This window comes from Burkholderia sp. AU45274 (genome assembly GCF_030482505.1).
Taxonomy (GTDB): Bacteria; Pseudomonadota; Gammaproteobacteria; order Burkholderiales; family Burkholderiaceae; genus Burkholderia.
Genome location: NZ_JAUJQE010000002.1, coordinates 258,673 through 276,667, shown reverse-complemented (window position 1 = coordinate 276,667; position 17,995 = coordinate 258,673). Strand labels below are relative to the sequence as shown.

Sequence of the window (17,995 nt, the reverse complement as noted above, 5' to 3'; positions counted from 1 at the left end):
ACGACGCTCAGTTGTCGCCGTCCTGCGACTGGCTGGCCGTCGTACCGTACAGCTTCACCTTCGAGCGGTCACGCAGCGCAGCAAGATACGCTTCGCCTTCGCTCTGCGCGTCGACCTGCGCCATCTGCTGCTGCGCGGCGGCCAGTTGCTGCGGATCGACCGCCGAACCCGGGATCACCGCGTTCACGCGGTAGATCGCGTAGCCGTCCGCGCCGAGATCGACACCGACGTACGCCGGCAGCGTCTTCGCATCGACCTTGTACACGGCGCTCAGTGCAGCCGGCGTCAGGCCCTGCGACTGCGTGCGCGACACCTTCTGCGCGGCCGCGAACCCGTCGACCGATTTCGACTTCTGCAGTTCGGCAAGCTTCGCCGCGCCGTCCTTCTTCGCGAGCTCCGCAGCCTGTTCGGCCACGACCTTCTGGCGCACGACGTCCTTGATCGCGTCGAGCGCGGGCACGGCGGCCGGCTTGTAGTCGGTCACGCGCGCCGAGATCAGCGTGTTGTTGCCGACGTCGATCGCCTGCGTGTTGTTCTGGCTCTTCACCGAGTCGTTGGCGAACACGGCGGCCAGGAACTTCGGATTGTTCAGCGGGCTCGTCGGCGGCAGCTGCGGATTCGGCGTCGGCGTGACGGTGGCCGTCTGGATCGTCAGCTTGTACTTGTCCGCGGCCGGCTGCAGCGTCTTCGCCTTTTCGTAGACGGTGGACGTGAAGCCTTCCGCGTTGTCCGTGAACGCCTTCGATGCGTACTGCTGCTTGAGCTCGACTGCGATCTGGTCCTTCACGTCGGCGAACGGCTTGACCGCCGCCGGCTTCACTTCCGTTGCCTTCAGGATGTGGAAGCCCAGATCCGACTGCACGACACCGCTCACGTCGCCCTGCTTGAGCGCGAACGCGGCATCGTCGAACGCCTTGCCGCCCGCCGTCGAGCCACGCGTAATGAAGCCGAGGTCGCCGCCCTTCGCGGCAGACGGTGCGTCCTGCGAGCTCTTCTGCGCGACCTGCGCGAACTGGTCCGGATGCGCCTTCACGTCGGCCAGCAGCTGCTCGGCCTTCGTCTTCGCTGCAGCCTTGTCGGCCGCGCTTGCGCTGCCCGGCGCGGCGATGAAGATGTGGCTCACGCGCACCTGCGCTTCGGTGCGGAAGTGCGTCGGGTTATCGTCGTAGAACTTCTTGATGTCCGCCTCGGTCGGCTGCGCGCTCGCGGCCGCTGCGGCAGGCGAATACACGAGGTACTGGATCGTCGCGGTCTCCGGCGTCGCGAAGCTCTGCTTGTGCGCGTCATAGTACGCGGCGAGCTGCGCATCGGTCGGCTGGACCTTCGCGGCGAAGTCGCTCGTCTTCAGCACGAGCGCCTGCACTTCGCGCTGCTGCGCGGCGAGTTCGGACAGGCGTTGCGCGAGGCTCTTCGGCGTGAATGCGCTCGACACGATGCTGGCCGGAATCTGTTGTAGAGCGAGGCTGTAGCGCACGCGCTCCTGATACTGCTCGGGCGTCATCCCCTGGAACGACAGCAATTGCGCATAGCGCTCGACATCGATCGAACCGTCGGGCTTCTTCAGCGACGCAATCATCGGGTCGCTCATCAGCGCGTCGCGCACGGCGTTGTCGGATGCGGTCAGGTGCAGACGTTGGGTCTCGTCGGCCAGCACGCGTTGCTGGATCAGGCCGTCGAGCACCTGCTTGCGGTGCTCGGGCGTATCGAACATCTTGACGTCGAACTGCCCGCCGAGCGCCTGACGCGCCTGGTCGATCTGCTGACGGAACGCGCCGTCGAATTCGACCCGCGTGATCTTGTGCCCGTTGACTGCCGCGACGTTCGCGCTGTCGTCGAAGAAGCCGCGGAAGCCTTGGATCCCGACGAAACCCAGCCCCGGCAACACGATCAGGAGCAGGAGCGCCATCATCAGGCGCTGGTGATTACGGAAGAAATCGAGCATGCGTGACCGGAAAATTGGACAAAACGTCCGATATTACAACATACGGGGTGGGACGGGAGAAAAGCAGACGTAGCGTCCGCGAGTACGGCGCGGCAAACAGGCGCACAAAACGAAAGTGCCCGCACTCGGCGGGCACTTTCGTTTGTCTGGCGGAGCGGACGGGACTCGAACCCGCGACCCCCGGCGTGACAGGCCGGTATTCTAACCGACTGAACTACCGCTCCTTGGTCTGGCTGAATCAGGAAACTGGTGGGTGCTGAGGGGTTCGAACCCCCGACCTACGCCTTGTAAGGGCGCCGCTCTACCAGCTGAGCTAAGCACCCGTTTCCGATTCGTTCTGGCTGCGATCTGCGTTTCGGCATCAACAACCAGCGAGCCCGCAAGTTTAATTCATCCCCGATCATTTTGCAAAGCCCTGACGCGATTTTTTTAAACGTTCGCGCATACGATTCGGCTACGCATAAAAAAACCCGCGGCCATGCCGCGGGTTTCGTGAACAACCGTCAGGAACGACGATGTCCCGATGCTTAGTGCTTGACGAATTCCGTCGAGCCGGCATCCTTCGCCGCATCGGCGACCGGTGCCGCCGCCTTCGCCTCTTCTTCCGGCGGCAGCGGGGTCGGCGAACGCTCGAGCGCGAGTTCCAGCACCTTGTCGATCCAGCGGACCGGCACGATCTCGATCGCGTTCTTCACGTTGTCCGGAATCTCGGCGAGATCCTTCACGTTCTCTTCCGGGATCAGCACGAGCTTGATGCCACCGCGATGCGCGGCGAGCAGCTTCTCCTTCAGACCACCGATCGGCAGGACTTCACCACGCAGCGTGATTTCGCCCGTCATCGCGACATCGGCACGCACGGGGATACCCGTCAGCACCGACACCAGCGCGGTCGTCATCGCACCACCCGCGGACGGACCGTCCTTCGGCGTCGCGCCTTCCGGCACGTGGATGTGGATGTCCTGCTTCTCGAACGCTTCGTCCTTGATGCCGAGACGACGCGAGCGCGAGCGCACGACCGAACGTGCCGCCTCGACCGACTCCTTCATCACGTCGCCGAGCGAACCCGTACGGATCACGTTGCCCTTGCCCGGCATCACCGCGGCTTCGATCGTCAGCAGATCGCCACCGACTTCCGTCCACGCGAGGCCCGTCACCTGACCGACCTGGTTTTCCTTCGCCGCGAGGCCGAAGTCGTACTTGCGTACGCCGAGGAACGTATCGAGGTTTTCGCCGTCGACCTTGATCGCACCCGATGCCTTCTTCAGCAGCAGCATCTTCACGACCTTGCGGCAGATCTTCGACACTTCCCGCTCGAGCGAACGCACACCGGCTTCACGCGTGTAGTAGCGGATGATGTCGCGGATCGCCTGCTCGGTGACCTCGATCTCGCCTTCCTTCAGCCCGTTGTTCTTCTTCTGCTTCGGCAGCAGGTAACGCTGGGCGATGCTGACCTTCTCGTCTTCCGTGTAACCCGACAGACGGATCACTTCCATCCGGTCGAGCAGCGGCGGCGGGATGTTCAGCGAGTTCGACGTCGCGACGAACATCACGTCCGACAGGTCAAAGTCGACTTCGATGTAGTGGTCGGCGAACGTGTGGTTCTGTTCCGGATCGAGCACTTCGAGCAGCGCCGACGACGGATCGCCGCGGAAATCCATGCCCATCTTGTCGACTTCGTCGAGCAGGAAGAGCGGATTGCGCACGCCGACCTTCGTGAGGCTCTGCAGGATCTTGCCCGGCATCGAACCGATGTACGTACGGCGGTGGCCACGGATCTCGGCTTCGTCGCGCACGCCGCCGAGCGCCATCCGGACGAACTTGCGGTTCGTCGCGCGGGCGATCGACTGGCCGAGCGAGGTCTTGCCGACGCCCGGAGGCCCGACGAGGCACAGGATCGGCGCCTTCACCTTGTCGACGCGCTGTTGGACCGCGAGATACTCGAGGATGCGTTCCTTCACCTTCTCGAGGCCGAAGTGATCCTCGTCGAGTACCTGCTCGGCGTTCGACAGGTCGTTGTTGACCTTGCTCTTCTTGCGCCACGGCAGGCCGATCAGCGTGTCGATGTAGTTGCGCACGACGGTGGCTTCCGCCGACATCGGCGACATCAGCTTCAGCTTCTTCAGCTCGGCGTCGGCCTTCTTCTTCGCTTCCTTCGGCATGCGCGCGGCGTTGATGCGCTTCTCGAGTTCCTCGAGATCTGCGCCCTCTTCGCCTTCGCCCAGTTCCTTCTGGATCGCCTTGACCTGTTCGTTCAGGTAGTACTCGCGCTGGCTCTTTTCCATCTGGCGCTTCACGCGCCCGCGGATGCGCTTTTCGACCTGCAGGATGTCGATCTCGGCTTCGAGCTGCGCGAGCAGGTGCTCGAGGCGCTCGATGACCGGGAACATCTCGAGGATGTGCTGCTTCTGGTCGAGCTTCAGCGGCAGGCGCTCGGCGATCATGTCGGCGAGGCGGCCCGCTTCGTCGATGCCCGACAGCGACGTGAGAATCTCCGGCGGGATCTTCTTGTTCAGCTTCACGTACTGGTCGAACTGCGACACGATCGCGCGGCGCAGCGCTTCCGTTTCAGCGCTGTCGGCGTGATCGGGTTCGAGCGGCATCACTTCGCAGGAGAATTGCGTTTCCTGCTCTTCGATCGACAACGCCTTCGCGCGCTGCAGGCCCTCGACGAGCACCTTCACGGTGCCGTCCGGCAGCTTCAGCATCTGCAGGATGTTGGCGATACAACCGACCTCGTACATGTCCTTTTCGGTCGGTTCGTCCTTGGCCGCGGTTTTCTGGGCGACGAGCATGATGTGCTTGCCGCCTTCCATCGCTGCTTCGAGGGCCTTGATCGATTTCGGCCGGCCCACGAAGAGCGGAATCACCATGTGCGGGAAAACGACGACATCCCGCAGCGGCAGCAGCGGGAGCGTGATGCGTTCCGGCGGGAGAAGTTGGGTGCCTGACATTTCATTTCCCCATGAGTGGAATCAATTGTTCGGTAATTGAGGCCGCCACAACGAATTGCAAGCCTTCAAGTGCGGGAAATATTCGGTAAGAAAGTAACCACCGCGTGTCGAGTCAGAGTTACCCACAAGATAAACGAAAAAAAGCCGCCCACGGTCTCATGAACGGCCTTTTTCGCAGAACATCGTCTCGGCAAGCCGGTCAGTTCGAACCCGCCACCTTCGGCGTGTCCTCGTAGATCAGCAAAGGCTTGCCGTCGCCATCGATGACGTTCTCGTCGATGATGACCTTGCTGACCCCTTTCATCGTCGGCAGCTCGTACATCACGTCGAGCAATGCCTGTTCGATGATCGAACGCAAACCGCGCGCGCCGGTCTTGCGGCGGATCGCCTTGCGGGCGACTGCCTGCAGTGCGCCCGGCCGGATCTCCAGCTCGACGCGCTCCATCGCGAACAGCTTGTGATACTGCTTGACGAGCGCGTTCTTCGGCTCGACCAGGATCTTCATCAGCGCGGCTTCATCGAGCTTGCCGAGCGTCGCGACCACCGGCAGGCGGCCGATCAATTCGGGGATCAGACCGAATTTGATCAGGTCTTCCGGTTCCGTTTCGCGCAGCACTTCGCCCGCGTCGCGTTCCTGCTTGCTCTTGACCGTCGCGCCGAAGCCGATGCCGGTTTTCTCGGTACGGTCGGTGATCACCTTTTCGAGGCCGTCGAATGCACCGCCGCAAATGAACAGGATGTTGGTCGTGTCGACCTGGATGAAATCCTGGTTCGGGTGCTTGCGGCCGCCCTGCGGCGGCACCGATGCCATCGTGCCCTCGACGAGCTTCAGCAGCGCCTGCTGGACACCCTCGCCCGACACGTCGCGCGTGATCGACGGGTTGTCCGACTTGCGGCTGATCTTGTCGATTTCGTCGATGTAGACGATCCCGCGCTGGGCCTTGTCGACCTCGTAGTTGCAGTTCTGCAACAGCTTCTGGATGATGTTCTCGACGTCCTCGCCGACGTAGCCGGCTTCGGTCAGCGTCGTCGCATCGGCGATCACGAACGGCACGTTGAGCAACCGCGCGAGCGTCTGCGCGAGCAGCGTCTTGCCGGAGCCCGTCGGGCCGATCAGCAGGATGTTGCTCTTCGACAGCTCGACGTCGTCCTTCTTGTCGAGATGCTTCAGGCGCTTGTAGTGGTTGTACACGGCCACCGCGAGGATCTTCTTCGCGCGCTCCTGGCCGATCACGTACTGATCGAGGATGTCGCGAATTTCCTGCGGGCTCGGGAGATCCGACCGGGACAGGCTGGCCTCGACGCCGGCGGCAGCCGCCTCGTCGCGAATGATTTCGTTGCAGAGGTCGATGCATTCATCGCAGATGAACACCGACGGGCCCGCGATGAGTTTTTTCACCTCATGCTGGCTCTTTCCGCAAAACGAGCAATACAACAGCTTCTCGCTGTTCGAACCTTTTTTGTCCGCCATGAATGTAGAGCCTCCGGACAGGTAAATGACATGATACGCCGATTGCTCCGGACGCCGCGCCTAGGGCGCGACCGGAGCCGGCTGGATGCGCTTGCCGCAGATGCTCAGGGCACTCGGGACGTTTGAGGGCGCCGCCCGAATCGGGGCGGCACCCCGTTTAAGCTCACGGGCGCTTCAACAGCACCTGATCGATCAGCCCGTACGCCTTCGCGTCCTCGCTCGACATGAAGTTATCACGGTCGGTGTCGCGCGCGATGCGCTCGACGTCCTGGCCCGTGTGCTGCGCGAGCAACTGGTTCAGCCGCTCCTTCAGGTAGAGGATTTCGCGTGCCTGGATCTCGATGTCGGATGCCTGGCCGCGTGCGCCGCCGAGCGGCTGGTGAATCATCACGCGCGAATTCGGCAGCGCGAAACGCTTGCCCTTCGCACCCGACGCGAGCAGGAACGCACCCATGCTGGCCGCGAGGCCCATGCACAGCGTCGACACGTCCGGCTTGATGAACTGCATCGTGTCGTAGATCGCCATGCCGGCCGACACCGACCCGCCCGGGCTGTTGATGTACAGGCTGATGTCCTTGTCGGGATTCTCGCTCTCGAGGAACAGCAATTGCGCGACCACGAGGTTGGCGGTCTGGTCGTTCACTTCGCCGACCATGAACACCAGGCGCTCCTTCAGGAGACGCGAGTAGATATCGTACGAACGCTCGCCGCGGCCGCTCGTTTCGACGACGATCGGCACCAGCCCCAGCGCTTGCGCCTCGAAACCCTGCGGCGCGTTCGAAGCAAGCATGTCCAGCAATTCAGCGCGAGTGATCATTCAATGAACCTTGTTCGAATGGAAAATTGAACGGAAGGAAGCCGCCCGCTCAATCGCCATATTAATGGCAACCGTGCGCTTGACGTAAAAACGGCGTGCGGGCCGTCGCTCCGACAGCCGGCACGCCGCTAGAGCAACACTTACGCTTGCGCCGATGCGCTCGCGAGTGCTTCGAAGCTCACTTCCTTGTCCGTCACCTTCGCCTTGCCCAGCACGAAATCGACGACGTTGCTTTCAACGACGAACGCTTCCATCTCGGCGAGGCGCTGCTGGTTCGAATAATACCAGCGGACCACTTCCTTCGGGTCTTCGTAGCTCTTCGCGAACTCGTCGACTTCCGCGCGGATCTGTTCCGGCTTCGCTTCGAGGCCGTTCGACTTCACGAGCTCGGCCAGCACGAGGCCCAGCTTCACGCGGCGTTCTGCCTGCTCGGTGAACATCTCGGCCGGGATCGGTGCGTCCTTCGCGTTCGGCACGCCACGCTGCGCCAGATCCTGGCGAGCCATTTCGACGAGGCGTTGCTGATCCTGCTCGATCAGCGCCTTCGGCACGTCGAGTTCGGAAATCTTCAGCAGCGCGTCCATCACCTGGTTCTTGACGATCGACTGCGTGCGACGCTTCGCTTCGCGCTCGAGGTTTTCCTTGATCTCGGCGCGCATCTTCGTGAGGTCGCCGTCTTCGATGCCGAGCGACTTCGCGAATTCAGCGTCGATTTCCGGCAGGTGCGGCCACTCGATCTTCTTCATCGTGACCGTGAACTGCGCCGTCTTGCCCGCGACGTCCTTGCCGTGGTAGTCCTCCGGGAACGCCAGGTCGAACGTGCGCGATTCGCCGACCTTCAGGCCCAGCGCTGCGGTTTCGAATTCCGGCAGCATGCGGCCTTCGCCGAGCACGAACGGGAAATCTTCAGCCGTGCCGCCCTGGAACGCGACGTCGTCGATCTTGCCGACGAAGTCGACCGTCACGCGGTCGCCGTCCTTCGCTGCGGTGTCCGCGCCGCCGTCGCCGTGCTCGCCGGCTTCGCCACGTGCGTGGAAGTGCACGCGCTGCTTGCGCAGGATGTCCAGCGTGCGGTCGATTTCGGCGTCGCCGATCGACGTCGTCGAGCGCTCGACTTCAGCCGTCGCCAGATCGCCGATCTTGACTTCCGGGTAGACCTCGAACGTCGCGTCGAACGCGTATGCACCTTCAGCCTGCTCCTGCTTCGGCTCGAAGCTCGGCTGGCCAGCGACGCGCAGGTTTTCCGCGCGGCTGATCGTGAAGAATTCCTGGCCGATCTTGTCGCTCAGCACTTCCGCCTCGACCTGACCCGCGTACTGTTGCGCGACCATCTTCACCGGCACCTTGCCCGGGCGGAAACCCGGCATGCGCACGGTCTTCGCGAGTTTCTGGATACGGGCGTCGATTTCCTTCTGCACGGTGTCTTTCGGCAGGGAAATCGTCACGCGGCGTTCAAGCTTGCCGAGGTTCTCAACAACGTTAGCCATGGCTTCAATCGTCCTAAAATTATTCGAGCGAATCGGGTTTTCCTTGCCGTGCCTGCCTGCGGCGTGATGTGTGTCACATCCACTCGCCGCGCCGGAGCGCCACGCCATCCCTGCACGCGCCGGATGGCTAGCGCAAGCGGCTCGGAGCACGGCTTTGGCCGGAAGAATCGACTATTCTAGCAAACAATTTTCATCACACCGCCAGATCGGCGCGACACGCATGCGTCCGCGCCGCGTCAACCGCCCTTTGCACGGCAATGCAAGCGGATCGCCGCTATGCCGAACGCCGTATCCACCACGGGCCCGCCATCCTGTAAGCTCCAATTGAAGGGTCGCCGCCGTCGCGGCCCCGCCATTCTTCACACCAATCACGCCTTCCGGAGACACCATGCCGCAACACCCGTCCGCGCCTGTCGTCGTCATCGCGCCCGATTCGTTCAAAGGCTCGCTTTCCGCCGAGCAGGTCGCGGACGCGATCGCCACCGGCATCCGCCGGGCCCGGCCCGACGCCGTCGTGCGCTGCTGCCCGATGGCCGACGGCGGCGAAGGCACGCTCGACGCGATGCTGGCAGGCGGCGGCACGCGGCGCGCACTGCGGGTGGCCGGCGCGTCGCTCGCGGCACGCGATGCGGCGGTCGGCGTGATCGACGCGCGCACCGCGATCGTCGAGACGGCGGAGATCGTCGGCATTACGGATCCGGTCGGCATGAGCGTGCCGGTCGACGCGCGCAGCACGCGCGGGATGGGCGAGGCGATCCGCACGCTGCTCGACGAAGGCGTGCGCCGCTTCTTCGTCGCGCTCGGCGGCAGCAGCACCAACGACGCGGGCGCCGGGCTGCTCGCGGGCCTCGGCCTGCAGTGCTTCGACGCGGCTGGCCAGCCGGTCGAGCCCGTGCCGTCGCGGCTCGCCGATATCGCGCGCATCGACGCGTCGGGGCTCGACCCGCGGCTGAAGGAAACGGAATTCATCGGCATGTCCGACGTCGACAACCCGCTGACGGGCGCGCACGGCGCGACCGCCGTGTTCGGCCCGCAAAAGGGCGTGACGCCCGGGCAGGTTGCGACCCTCGACGCCGCCCTCGCCCGCTTCGCCGACCTCCTCGAAGCCGCCCTCGACCGTCGCAGCCGCGACCTGCCGGGGGCCGGCGCGGCAGGCGGCCTCGGTTTCGCGCTGCACATGCTCGGCGCGCAGTTCGAAGCGGGCGCCGAAGTGGTCGCGCGGCAGGTCGGCCTCGATGCGGCGCTCACCGGCGCCGACTGGCTGATCACCGGCGAAGGCCGCTCGGACGTGCAGACGCTGCATGGCAAGGCGCCGTTCATCGCGTGCCGCCACGCGCAGGCCGCCGGCGTGCCGGCGTCGCTGCTGTCGGGGGCGGTCGACCCGGCGGCGCTGCCGCGCCTGTCCGAACATTTTTCCGGCTGCTTCTCGCCGGCTCCCGGGCCGATCACGCTCGACGTCGCGATCCGCGACGCGGCCAATCTGCTCGCGAACGAAGCGGAGCAATTGACACGCCTGAAGTACGGCGCACACTGACCGTTGACCCGAGCGCGCGATACAGGAACAATCGGGCCCGCCCTTTTTCTTCAGGATTCGACATGAAAGGCCGTCAAGCCGGGCTCGATCAGTTTCTGACCTATCGCCTCCACGCGCTCACGAAGCGATCCGACCGCGGGATCGGCGAGGTGTACCGGCACAAGCTCGACATCTCGCTGCCCGAGGCGCGCGTGATCGCCGCCGTCGGCGCCTTCGGCCCATTCTCGATCATGGATCTCGCACGCCACACCAATCTCGACAAGAGCCAGGCGAGCCGGGCAGCCGAGGCGCTGCTGCGCCAGGGGCTGCTCGAGCGCAGCGCAAGCGAGGAGGATGGCCGGATCGTGCTGATCGCGCTGACCGCCGACGGCCGCGCGCTGCATCGCAAGATCATGCCGATCGTGCGCAAGTGGAACGACGGCTTGCTTGCGTGCCTGTCCGACAGCGAACGCCAGACGTTCGAACGCCTGCTCGACAAGGTCGTCGCGCACGCGACCGAGCGGGACGACTGAGCCGCGACGCGGGCACGGCGCCCGCAGTATTGATCCGACGAATTTGACGGGCCGCCCCGGTCGCCTCACCGGCGACGCGGGCGGCCCGCTTTGCGTCATGCGGCGCGTCGCGATGCAAACGGACTGCAGCGCTCCGTCTCGCCGGCGTCGCGCATGCAGCGGCCCCGCCCGCGCTACAGCCCGCTGTTCGCCGCGCGCTGGCGCAACAGCCCGAGTACCGCGTCGCAATACGGGGTCGGCACGCCGAGCTTGCGCCCGAGTTCAGGGAACACGCCGAGGATCGGCCCGATCTCGAGCGCGCGCCCCGCTTCGAAATCCTGCAGCATCGACGTCTTGAACGCGCCGAGCTTGCGCGTGACCGCGATCCGCTCGGGCCCGCTCATGCCCGTCGACAGACCGAGCCTCGCGCCGATCGCGGCCGCCTCCTCCATCATCCGCAGCGCGAGATCCTGCGTGAACGGATCATCGAGCAGCTGCTCGGCCGTCGAGCCCGTCAGCGCGCTCAGTGGATTCATGTTCATGTTGCCCCACAGCTTCGTCCAGATCTCGGTCCGGATCGCGGGCGTCGACTCGACGTCGAAACCGCCCGCGGCGAGCGCCGCGGCGAACCGGGCCGTGGCGACGTCAAGCCGCGGATCGGGCGCACCGACGATCAGCCGGTTGCCGCGCCCACGGCGCACGATGCCCGGCGCGTCGGTACTCGACGACAGGTGCACGACGCAACCGATCGCCTGCGCCGGCGGCAACGCCGCCGACACCGCGCCGGCCGGATCGACCGCATCGAGCGACACGCCGTCGAGCGCCCCTTCGAGCCCGTGCGTGAACCACCACGGCAGGCCGTTCATCGCCGCGACGATCACGGTGTCCGGCCCGACCAGCGGCGCGATGCGCGCGGCCAGCGCCGGCAACGCCTGCGCCTTCAGGGCGATCACCACGTAGTCCTGGACCCCGAGCGCGGCCGCATCGTCGCTCGCCCGCACCGGAACCGACGCTGTCTCGCCCGCCTCGTCGATCACACGCACGCCGTGCGCATTCAGCGCATCGAGCGTCGCGCCACGCGCATACGCGCTCACGGTCATGCCGGCCCGCGACAGCGCGGCCGCGAGCAACCCGCCGATCGCGCCGACCCCGACCACCGCCGCGCGCACCGACCCTGAATTCGTGTCGTTCATGATGGAATTCCGTCTCCTGGGAGCTGACGAGCATAACGCTCAATAGTTGCGGGCACAACCATTCGCGTGACCGCATGCAACGTGCGGCGGTCGTGCGACTCAGCGCAATTCAGCGCGACTCGCCACCGGCTTCCACCGGCTCGTCGTCGGCCGCACTGCCCGTTGCGCCGAGCACGCCGGCGATCTGGCTCTTGTCGTGCATGCCGAGCTTGCGGTACGCGCAGCGCAGGTAGTGGCGCACGGTCGTCGGCGAAATCGCCATCTGTTGCGCGACTTCCTTGTGCGAGCGCCCTGCGCCGTAATAGCGGATCGCCGCGAGCTCGCGCGGGCTCAGCCGGTCGAGCAGCGAGCGCGGCCGCGCCTCGATCTGGAACAGGCCCGCAACCGGCACGCACTGGATTCGCAGCGCATCGCCGACGAACGGCTGGCCCGACTGGCGCCGCAAATGCGCGACGAGCGGCTCCGGCACGCGCGCACCGGCCCATGCCGGCCATTCGGTGCGCAGCACGTCGTCGAAACCGTGATCGGCATGGTGAAGCACGCCGAAGTTGTCGCACAGTGCACGCGCCGCCGGCGCGACCGTTTCGCCGCGTTCGCGCGTGAGTTGCGCGGCGCGATTGATCGTCAGCGCCGCCGCGAGATGCGGAATCACTTCCTCGAAGCGGCGTGCATCGTCATCGCTGAACGGGCGATTCAGGCCCTGGCGGTAGATCGACATGAACGTCGTCAGGCCGAACCGGCGATCGAGCGTGCACACGCACATCAGTTGTGCGAGCCCGTACTTCACGCACCAGTCGCGAAACCGGGCATCGAGCCCCGGTTCGACGACCGACAGCCGCACCGCATGGCCATGCGCGCCGCGCAGCGTGCGGTGCGCGAGCGGGTCGCAATCGCGCACGCGCTTCCAGTCGCTGAAGAATGCGTGCGGCAGACGGTACAGGAAGCTGTTGTGCATCACCGGGCCGGTCGGCACGTGAGTCGCGACGCCCGTCCATGCGGCGTCGAACGGGACGAGCGCCTGCAGCAGCGAAAAGAAGCGGTATTCGAATTCGCCGATGCCGGACCGTGCGGCAACCGCGTACAGGTCGAGCAGCATCAGCCCGAGTTCGCGCTGCGATGCATCACCGCGCGTGACACCGTCGAAATCGGCGCGCCGGGACGGCAGCGGCGGCCAGGCGAAGTCGTCGAGCACGATGGCGGCCGGCACGTCGCGCAGCGCATCGAGATCCTGCCCGAAATCCGTCGTGATCCTCACCTTCCGCTCCCCTGCCCGTTCGGGCTGCTGATGTGCGCAACGACACCGATCGATTATAGCGATCGGCTTTTTTGACGGGCCACGGTGCCGGAACGGGCGCCAGCCCCATCCATTTGAACGGTGCACGGCACGTTGCTGCTCCGCAGCACGCCGCGCCACGGCTACTCGCCGCTTGTGTGTCGCGCACCACGGGTTTTCCACACCGTTCATCTGTACGACTGTTCGAAGGTTTTCCCGCTGCGGACACTGCGTCGCGACGACACCAACGACAAACCGATGCAGGACGGTATGGAGAACCCCACGTGACGAAACCCCGCTTCATCCGCACGGCCGCGGCCGTCGCGACGCTTGCCGCGTGCAGCGCTGCCGCGCACGCGCAGTCGAGTCTCACGCTGTACGGCGCGCTCGACGCCGGCGTGCAATACCTGACGCATGCCGACGGGCGCCACTCGGCCGTTCAACTGCAGAACTACGGCATCCTGCCTTCGCAGATCGGGCTGAAGGGTCACGAGGATCTCGGCGGCGGCTGGCGTGCGCTGTTCAAGCTCGAACAGGGCCTCAACCTCAACGACGGCACCGCGACCGTGCCCGGCTATGCCTTCTTCCGCGGTGCGTACGTCGGCCTCGCGGGGCCCGTCGGCACCGTCACGCTCGGCCGGCAGTTCAGCGTGCTGTTCGACAAGACGCTGTTCTACGACCCGCTCTGGTATGCGTCGTACAGCGGCCAGGGCGTCATCGTGCCGATGACCGCGAACTTCATCGATCACTCGGTCAAGTACCAGTCGCCGACGTTCGCCGGCTTCGACGTGGAGGCGCTTGCCGCGACGTCCGGCGTCGCCGGCAATACGCGCGCCGGACGCGTGCTCGAACTCGGCGGCCAGTTCACGAGCAACGGCTTGTCGGTCAGCGCGGTACTGCATCAGGCACATGGCGAGGTTTCGGCGGCCGACGACACGTCGGCGCGCCGCCGCGAGCTCGGCACGCTCGCCGCGCGCTATGCGTTCGCCACACTGCCGCTCACCGTCTATGCGGGCGTCGAACGCCTGACCGGCGATCTCGACGCGGCACGCACGATCGTCTGGGGCGGTGCGCGCTACCAGATGTCGAGCGAGATCGGCCTGAACGCGGGCGTCTACCACACCGACTCGCGCACGCCGGCAATCGGCCACCCGACGCTGTTCATCGCGAGCACCACGTATGCGCTGTCGAAACGCACCGTCGCCTACGTGAACCTCGGCTACGCACGCAACAGCGGCCAGAGTTCGCAGACCGTCTACGAATACGACCCGACGCCGCTCGCCGGCGCATCGCAGTTCGGCGCGATGGTCGGCATGTACCACCTGTTCTGATCCCCACACGAGAACCCGCCATGAAAACCCTTTCACCGGATGCCGCACTCCCGTCCGACGGCCGTGCATCGACCTTCGCGCGCTCGACGCTCGTCGCGCTCGTCGTATTCGCGGCCATCACGCCGCTGCTGCTGCTCGTGGCACCCGCCGTCGCGGGCCAGCTCGCGACGCAGCTCGGGCTGTCCGCGTCGCAGATCGGCACCTACTTCTTCGTCGAACTCGGCGCGTTCAGCCTCGCGACCGTGCCGTCGTACCTGTGGCTCGGCCGGGTCGACGCGCGCCGCGTCGCCGCGTTCGCCATCGCGCTGTTCGGCGCGGGCAACCTGCTGACCGCGCTGTGGATGCCGGGCTTCGTCGCGCTGCTCGCGCTGCGCGCCGTCACCGCGCTCGGCGGCGGCTCGCTGATGGTGCTCTGCATGACGAGCGCCGCGACGAGCGAGAACAGCGACCGCGTGTACGGCCTGTGGGTCATCGGCCAGTTGATCGCGGGCGCGATCGGCCTGTTCGTGCTGCCGCATGTGTTCGCTGCGTTCGGGTTGCGCGCGCTGTATGTCGCACTCGCCGCGCTCGCGCTGGTCGCGGCGCCGCTGTCGCGCGGCTTTCCGTCCACGCTGGGCACGCGAGCCACACCCGCGCAGAACGCGCGCAACGCTGCGGCGCAGACACCGCAAAGCTTCGTCGTGCTCGCGATCGGCGCGGTGCTGACGTTCTATCTCGCGATCGGCAGCGTGTGGACGTTCGCCAGCCGCGCCGCGACCGAAGCCGGGCTCGATCCGCAGTCGACCGGCAACGTACTCGCGATCGCAAGCGTGATGGGGATCGCCGGTGCGGCGCTCGCGTCGTGCGCAGGCGGCCGGCTCGCGCGGCGCGCGATGCTCGCGGCCGGTTACGCGCTGCTGGCGGCCTCGCTCGTCGCGCTCGCGGTCATGCGGCACGCCGGCGGCTACAGCGCGGCGATCTTCGCGTTCAAGTTCGCGTGGACGTTCGTCCTGCCGTTCGTCCTCGCGACCGTCGCGCAGATCGACACGTCGGGCCGCCTCGTGGCCACGCTCAATTTCGTGATCGGCGCGGGCCTCGCGGCCGGCCCGCTGCTCGCCGGGCTGATGCTCGATGCGGGCGGCACGATGCGCGCGCTGTTCACGGCCGCGACGGCCGTCGCGATCGTGTCTTTCGCCGCGTTGCGCCACATCGATCGCCGCACGCGCCCTTCCATTTCCACCCAACCGTGACAGGTCAAGCACATCCATGAATCGCACTGCCTTCTTCACCGACGAACGCACTTTCTGGCACACCGGCGGCACGCACGCGCTGTTCTTCCCGGTCGGCGGCTGGGTCCAGCCGCCGTCGAGCGCGGGCTACGCGGAATCGCCCGATTCGAAGCGCCGCTTCCTGTCGCTCGTGCAGGCCTCGGACCTGGCCGCGCAGCTCGACCTGCGCGGCGCCGAGCCGGCCTCGACCGCCGATCTGCTGCGCATTCATCCCGCACACTATCTCGACGCGTTCCGCGCACTCAGCGACGCGAACGGCGGCGACCTCGGCGATCTCGCGCCGTTCGGCAAGGGCAGCTACGAGATCGCTGCGCTGTCGGCCGGACTCGCGATCGCGGCCGTCGATACGGTCCTCGGCGAACGTGCGACGAACGCCTTCTCGCTGTCGCGGCCGCCCGGCCATCATTGCCTGCGCGATCGCCCGATGGGCTTCTGCCTGCTGGCGAACATCCCGATCGCGATCGAGGCCGCCCGTGCGAAACACGGCATCGAGCGCGTCGCGGTGATCGACTGGGACGTGCACCACGGCAACGGCACGCAGTCGATCTACTACGACGATGCGGACACGCTGACGATCTCGCTGCATCAGGACCGCTGCTTCCCGCCCGGCTACAGCGGTGCCGACGACCGCGGCGAAGGCGCAGGCGTCGGCGCGAACCTGAACGTGCCGCTGCTCGCGGGCAGCGGCGACGATGCGTATCGCTACGCGTTCGAACGAATCGTGCTGCCGGCGCTCGAGCGTTTCCGGCCCGAGCTGATCATCGTCGCGAGCGGCCTCGACGCAAGCGCGGTCGATCCGCTCGCACGCATGCAGTTGCATACCGACAGCTATCGGTTCATGACGCATGCGGTGAAGGAGGCCGCGCAACGCCATTGCGGCGGGCGGCTCGTGATCGTGCACGAAGGCGGCTATTCGGAGGCGTACGTGCCGTTCTGCGGGCTCGCGATCGTCGAGGCGCTGGCGGGTGTTCGCACCGACGTCGCCGATCCGATGCTCGACCTCGCGATCGCGCAGCAGCCGGGCGCACGGTTCGTTGCGTTCCAGCGCGAATTGCTCGACGAACTGGCTACGTCGTTCGGGTTGTAGCGCGCGCCGGCGGACGCGACGAGGGCCGGCCGGCGCCGGCCCTCTTGCGCGATCGATGCGGATGGGGTTTCCTGTGCTTTTATCCCCGTTCCGGCCCGAAGCCGCACTCTTCCGATGAAATCGTCCCCGCGCGATCACAATGACGATGCCAAGACGCGCCGCCAGCCTTCGAAGCTGGTCCTGAACATCGCCGCCGTGACGGTCGGCCTCATCACGTTCGCGATCGGCGCGGCGTGGGTGATCTATAGCTGGGTCGTCGATCGCGAAGCGCAATATTTCGCGATCCCGCTGGTGTTCTCGGTGCCGGTGATCGTGGCGGTCGCGATCCGGAGCTTCTGGGAATAGGCATGCCTGGAATGACGCAGCGCCGCGGGTCGGGCGACGCGCGGCGCTGGTATCCGGCTTGTTTCAGATGAAGCGGGAATTCCCGCGGTTCGCTTGCGGGCCGGTCACAGGCCGGAGGACGCACACGGATCGGGGACTGTGCCCCGATTCCCGCCGATGACGAGGGTGGGCCCGGTGCCGGTCAGGAACCTGGCGGCCGCTATCAGCACACGTTCCGTCGTCAGCGACTCATCACTCGAAATCTGCCGCTTCGAGTAGGCGTAACACTCCGGGGGCATGACGAACCGCTGCACTGGCTTTGCGCTCCAGGCTACGTTGTCGGCGGGCGTCGTGGCAAATGCCGGCGCAGCGAGTATCAGCGCCAGTACGGAAATCGGAACGCGGACGGTGTTTTTCATCGATGGCCCTCGGCGTAATTGTGTTTCTTATAGGGAAAGCGAACACGATATTACACGCGGCACGAATATTCGCGCACCGCTTGCCCCGGCGCTCGTGCCGGGAAAAGCACCGACATCAACAAAAAAGCGCTGCGGTCAATCGACCGACAGCGCTTTTGGGTGAACGGCCCCTCACTGAGGCGCATTCGACTTCTGGTGCGTGAGGCCGGACTCGAACCGGCACACCCTTGCGGGCGTCAGGACCTAAACCTGGTGCGTCTACCAATTTCGCCACTCACGCGCATTTCTGTCGCCTGACCACGCGGCACGAAAGATGCGTGACCACGCGCCCGGGACATCGCGCCGGTTGGTTTGTAACCAGCACGCCCGATCAGGCGAGCGCGAGATTCTACCCGATCCGCACGGGC

At 65.8% G+C, this 17,995-nt stretch carries 14 protein-coding genes and 3 tRNA genes; 6 read left to right on the top strand and 11 right to left on the bottom strand.

Features of this window, described 5'->3' with window-relative positions; translation table 11 throughout:
* Positions 1-7: 7 nt before the first annotated feature.
* The 7 genes from QZM35_RS10070 to tig all read right to left on the bottom strand — a co-directional run bounded on the left by QZM35_RS10070 (position 8) and on the right by tig (position 8,668).
* Positions 8-1,942: a SurA N-terminal domain-containing protein gene (locus tag QZM35_RS10070; protein ID WP_301775860.1), complete on the bottom strand. Its 1,935-nt coding sequence runs from the start codon at positions 1,940-1,942 to the stop codon at positions 8-10.
* Between the two features lie 147 nt (positions 1,943-2,089).
* Positions 2,090-2,166 (bottom strand) — tRNA-Asp (locus QZM35_RS10065).
* Positions 2,167-2,189: 23 nt separating this feature from the next.
* Positions 2,190-2,265 (bottom strand) — tRNA-Val (locus QZM35_RS10060).
* Between the two features lie 204 nt (positions 2,266-2,469).
* On the bottom strand, positions 2,470-4,893 hold the full coding sequence (gene lon / locus QZM35_RS10055; protein WP_011352361.1) for an endopeptidase La: 2,424 nt from the start codon (positions 4,891-4,893) through the stop codon (positions 2,470-2,472).
* Positions 4,894-5,092: 199 nt separating this feature from the next.
* Entirely contained in the window at positions 5,093-6,364 is a 1,272-nt protein-coding gene (clpX, locus tag QZM35_RS10050) for an ATP-dependent Clp protease ATP-binding subunit ClpX (protein WP_006489345.1), read from the bottom strand.
* 163 nt (positions 6,365-6,527) lie between these two features.
* The gene (clpP, locus tag QZM35_RS10045) at positions 6,528-7,181 is read right to left on the bottom strand and encodes an ATP-dependent Clp endopeptidase proteolytic subunit ClpP (RefSeq protein WP_010092137.1); all 654 of its coding nucleotides are present in this window, start codon (positions 7,179-7,181) and stop codon (positions 6,528-6,530) included.
* 140 nt (positions 7,182-7,321) lie between these two features.
* Positions 7,322-8,668: a trigger factor gene (gene tig / locus QZM35_RS10040; protein ID WP_089425625.1), complete on the bottom strand. Its 1,347-nt coding sequence runs from the start codon at positions 8,666-8,668 to the stop codon at positions 7,322-7,324.
* A gap of 388 nt (positions 8,669-9,056) precedes the next feature.
* Here tig and QZM35_RS10035 point away from each other — a divergent pair, with 388 nt between their 5' ends.
* Entirely contained in the window at positions 9,057-10,202 is a 1,146-nt protein-coding gene (locus QZM35_RS10035; RefSeq protein ID WP_089425627.1) for a glycerate kinase, read from the top strand.
* Positions 10,203-10,264: 62 nt separating this feature from the next.
* On the top strand, positions 10,265-10,714 hold the full coding sequence (locus QZM35_RS10030) for a MarR family winged helix-turn-helix transcriptional regulator (protein ID WP_039367176.1): 450 nt from the start codon (positions 10,265-10,267) through the stop codon (positions 10,712-10,714).
* A gap of 173 nt (positions 10,715-10,887) precedes the next feature.
* Here QZM35_RS10030 and QZM35_RS10025 read toward each other — a convergent pair whose 3' ends face one another.
* Positions 10,888-11,886 carry a 2-dehydropantoate 2-reductase gene (locus QZM35_RS10025; protein ID WP_089431198.1) on the bottom strand — a complete coding sequence of 333 codons (999 nt, stop codon included), beginning with the start codon at positions 11,884-11,886 and terminating at the stop codon, positions 10,888-10,890.
* A 109-nt stretch (positions 11,887-11,995) separates the two neighbouring features.
* Entirely contained in the window at positions 11,996-13,141 is a 1,146-nt protein-coding gene (locus QZM35_RS10020; RefSeq protein WP_174972679.1) for a helix-turn-helix transcriptional regulator, read from the bottom strand.
* A 302-nt stretch (positions 13,142-13,443) separates the two neighbouring features.
* Between QZM35_RS10020 and QZM35_RS10015 the strand changes: the two genes are divergently transcribed.
* From QZM35_RS10015 to QZM35_RS10000, 4 genes are all read left to right on the top strand, one after another.
* Positions 13,444-14,490, top strand: coding sequence for a porin (locus QZM35_RS10015; protein WP_089431201.1), 1,047 nt, complete (start codon positions 13,444-13,446; stop codon positions 14,488-14,490).
* A 20-nt stretch (positions 14,491-14,510) separates the two neighbouring features.
* Positions 14,511-15,719 (top strand): MFS transporter, encoded by a 1,209-nt coding sequence (locus tag QZM35_RS10010; protein WP_301775859.1) that lies wholly within the window; start codon positions 14,511-14,513, stop codon positions 15,717-15,719.
* A gap of 16 nt (positions 15,720-15,735) precedes the next feature.
* On the top strand, positions 15,736-16,845 hold the full coding sequence (locus QZM35_RS10005; RefSeq protein ID WP_301775858.1) for a class II histone deacetylase: 1,110 nt from the start codon (positions 15,736-15,738) through the stop codon (positions 16,843-16,845).
* Between the two features lie 114 nt (positions 16,846-16,959).
* On the top strand, positions 16,960-17,190 hold the full coding sequence (locus QZM35_RS10000; RefSeq protein ID WP_089440309.1) for a hypothetical protein: 231 nt from the start codon (positions 16,960-16,962) through the stop codon (positions 17,188-17,190).
* 104 nt (positions 17,191-17,294) lie between these two features.
* On the opposite strand, the gene QZM35_RS09995 is transcribed toward QZM35_RS10000, so the two are convergent.
* Both QZM35_RS09995 and QZM35_RS09990 read right to left on the bottom strand, forming a co-directional pair.
* Positions 17,295-17,588 carry a hypothetical protein gene (locus tag QZM35_RS09995; RefSeq protein WP_089425635.1) on the bottom strand — a complete coding sequence of 98 codons (294 nt, stop codon included), beginning with the start codon at positions 17,586-17,588 and terminating at the stop codon, positions 17,295-17,297.
* Between the two features lie 193 nt (positions 17,589-17,781).
* Positions 17,782-17,868: transfer RNA gene (locus QZM35_RS09990), tRNA-Leu, on the bottom strand.
* Between the last annotated feature and the right edge of the window lie 127 nt (positions 17,869-17,995).

Coding starts and splice junctions, on each gene's coding strand:
- clpP (WP_010092137.1), bottom strand. CDS start 7,181: ATGATCACTCGCGCTGAATTGCTGGACATGCTTGCTTCGAACGCGCCG.
- QZM35_RS09995 (WP_089425635.1), bottom strand. CDS start 17,588: ATGAAAAACACCGTCCGCGTTCCGATTTCCGTACTGGCGCTGATACTC.
- QZM35_RS10030 (WP_039367176.1), top strand. CDS start 10,265: ATGAAAGGCCGTCAAGCCGGGCTCGATCAGTTTCTGACCTATCGCCTC.
- QZM35_RS10000 (WP_089440309.1), top strand. CDS start 16,960: ATGAAATCGTCCCCGCGCGATCACAATGACGATGCCAAGACGCGCCGC.
- QZM35_RS10005 (WP_301775858.1), top strand. CDS start 15,736: ATGAATCGCACTGCCTTCTTCACCGACGAACGCACTTTCTGGCACACC.
- lon (WP_011352361.1), bottom strand. CDS start 4,893: ATGTCAGGCACCCAACTTCTCCCGCCGGAACGCATCACGCTCCCGCTG.
- tig (WP_089425625.1), bottom strand. CDS start 8,668: ATGGCTAACGTTGTTGAGAACCTCGGCAAGCTTGAACGCCGCGTGACG.
- QZM35_RS10010 (WP_301775859.1), top strand. CDS start 14,511: ATGAAAACCCTTTCACCGGATGCCGCACTCCCGTCCGACGGCCGTGCA.
- clpX (WP_006489345.1), bottom strand. CDS start 6,364: ATGGCGGACAAAAAAGGTTCGAACAGCGAGAAGCTGTTGTATTGCTCG.
- QZM35_RS10035 (WP_089425627.1), top strand. CDS start 9,057: ATGCCGCAACACCCGTCCGCGCCTGTCGTCGTCATCGCGCCCGATTCG.
- QZM35_RS10025 (WP_089431198.1), bottom strand. CDS start 11,886: ATGAACGACACGAATTCAGGGTCGGTGCGCGCGGCGGTGGTCGGGGTC.
- QZM35_RS10070 (WP_301775860.1), bottom strand. CDS start 1,942: ATGCTCGATTTCTTCCGTAATCACCAGCGCCTGATGATGGCGCTCCTG.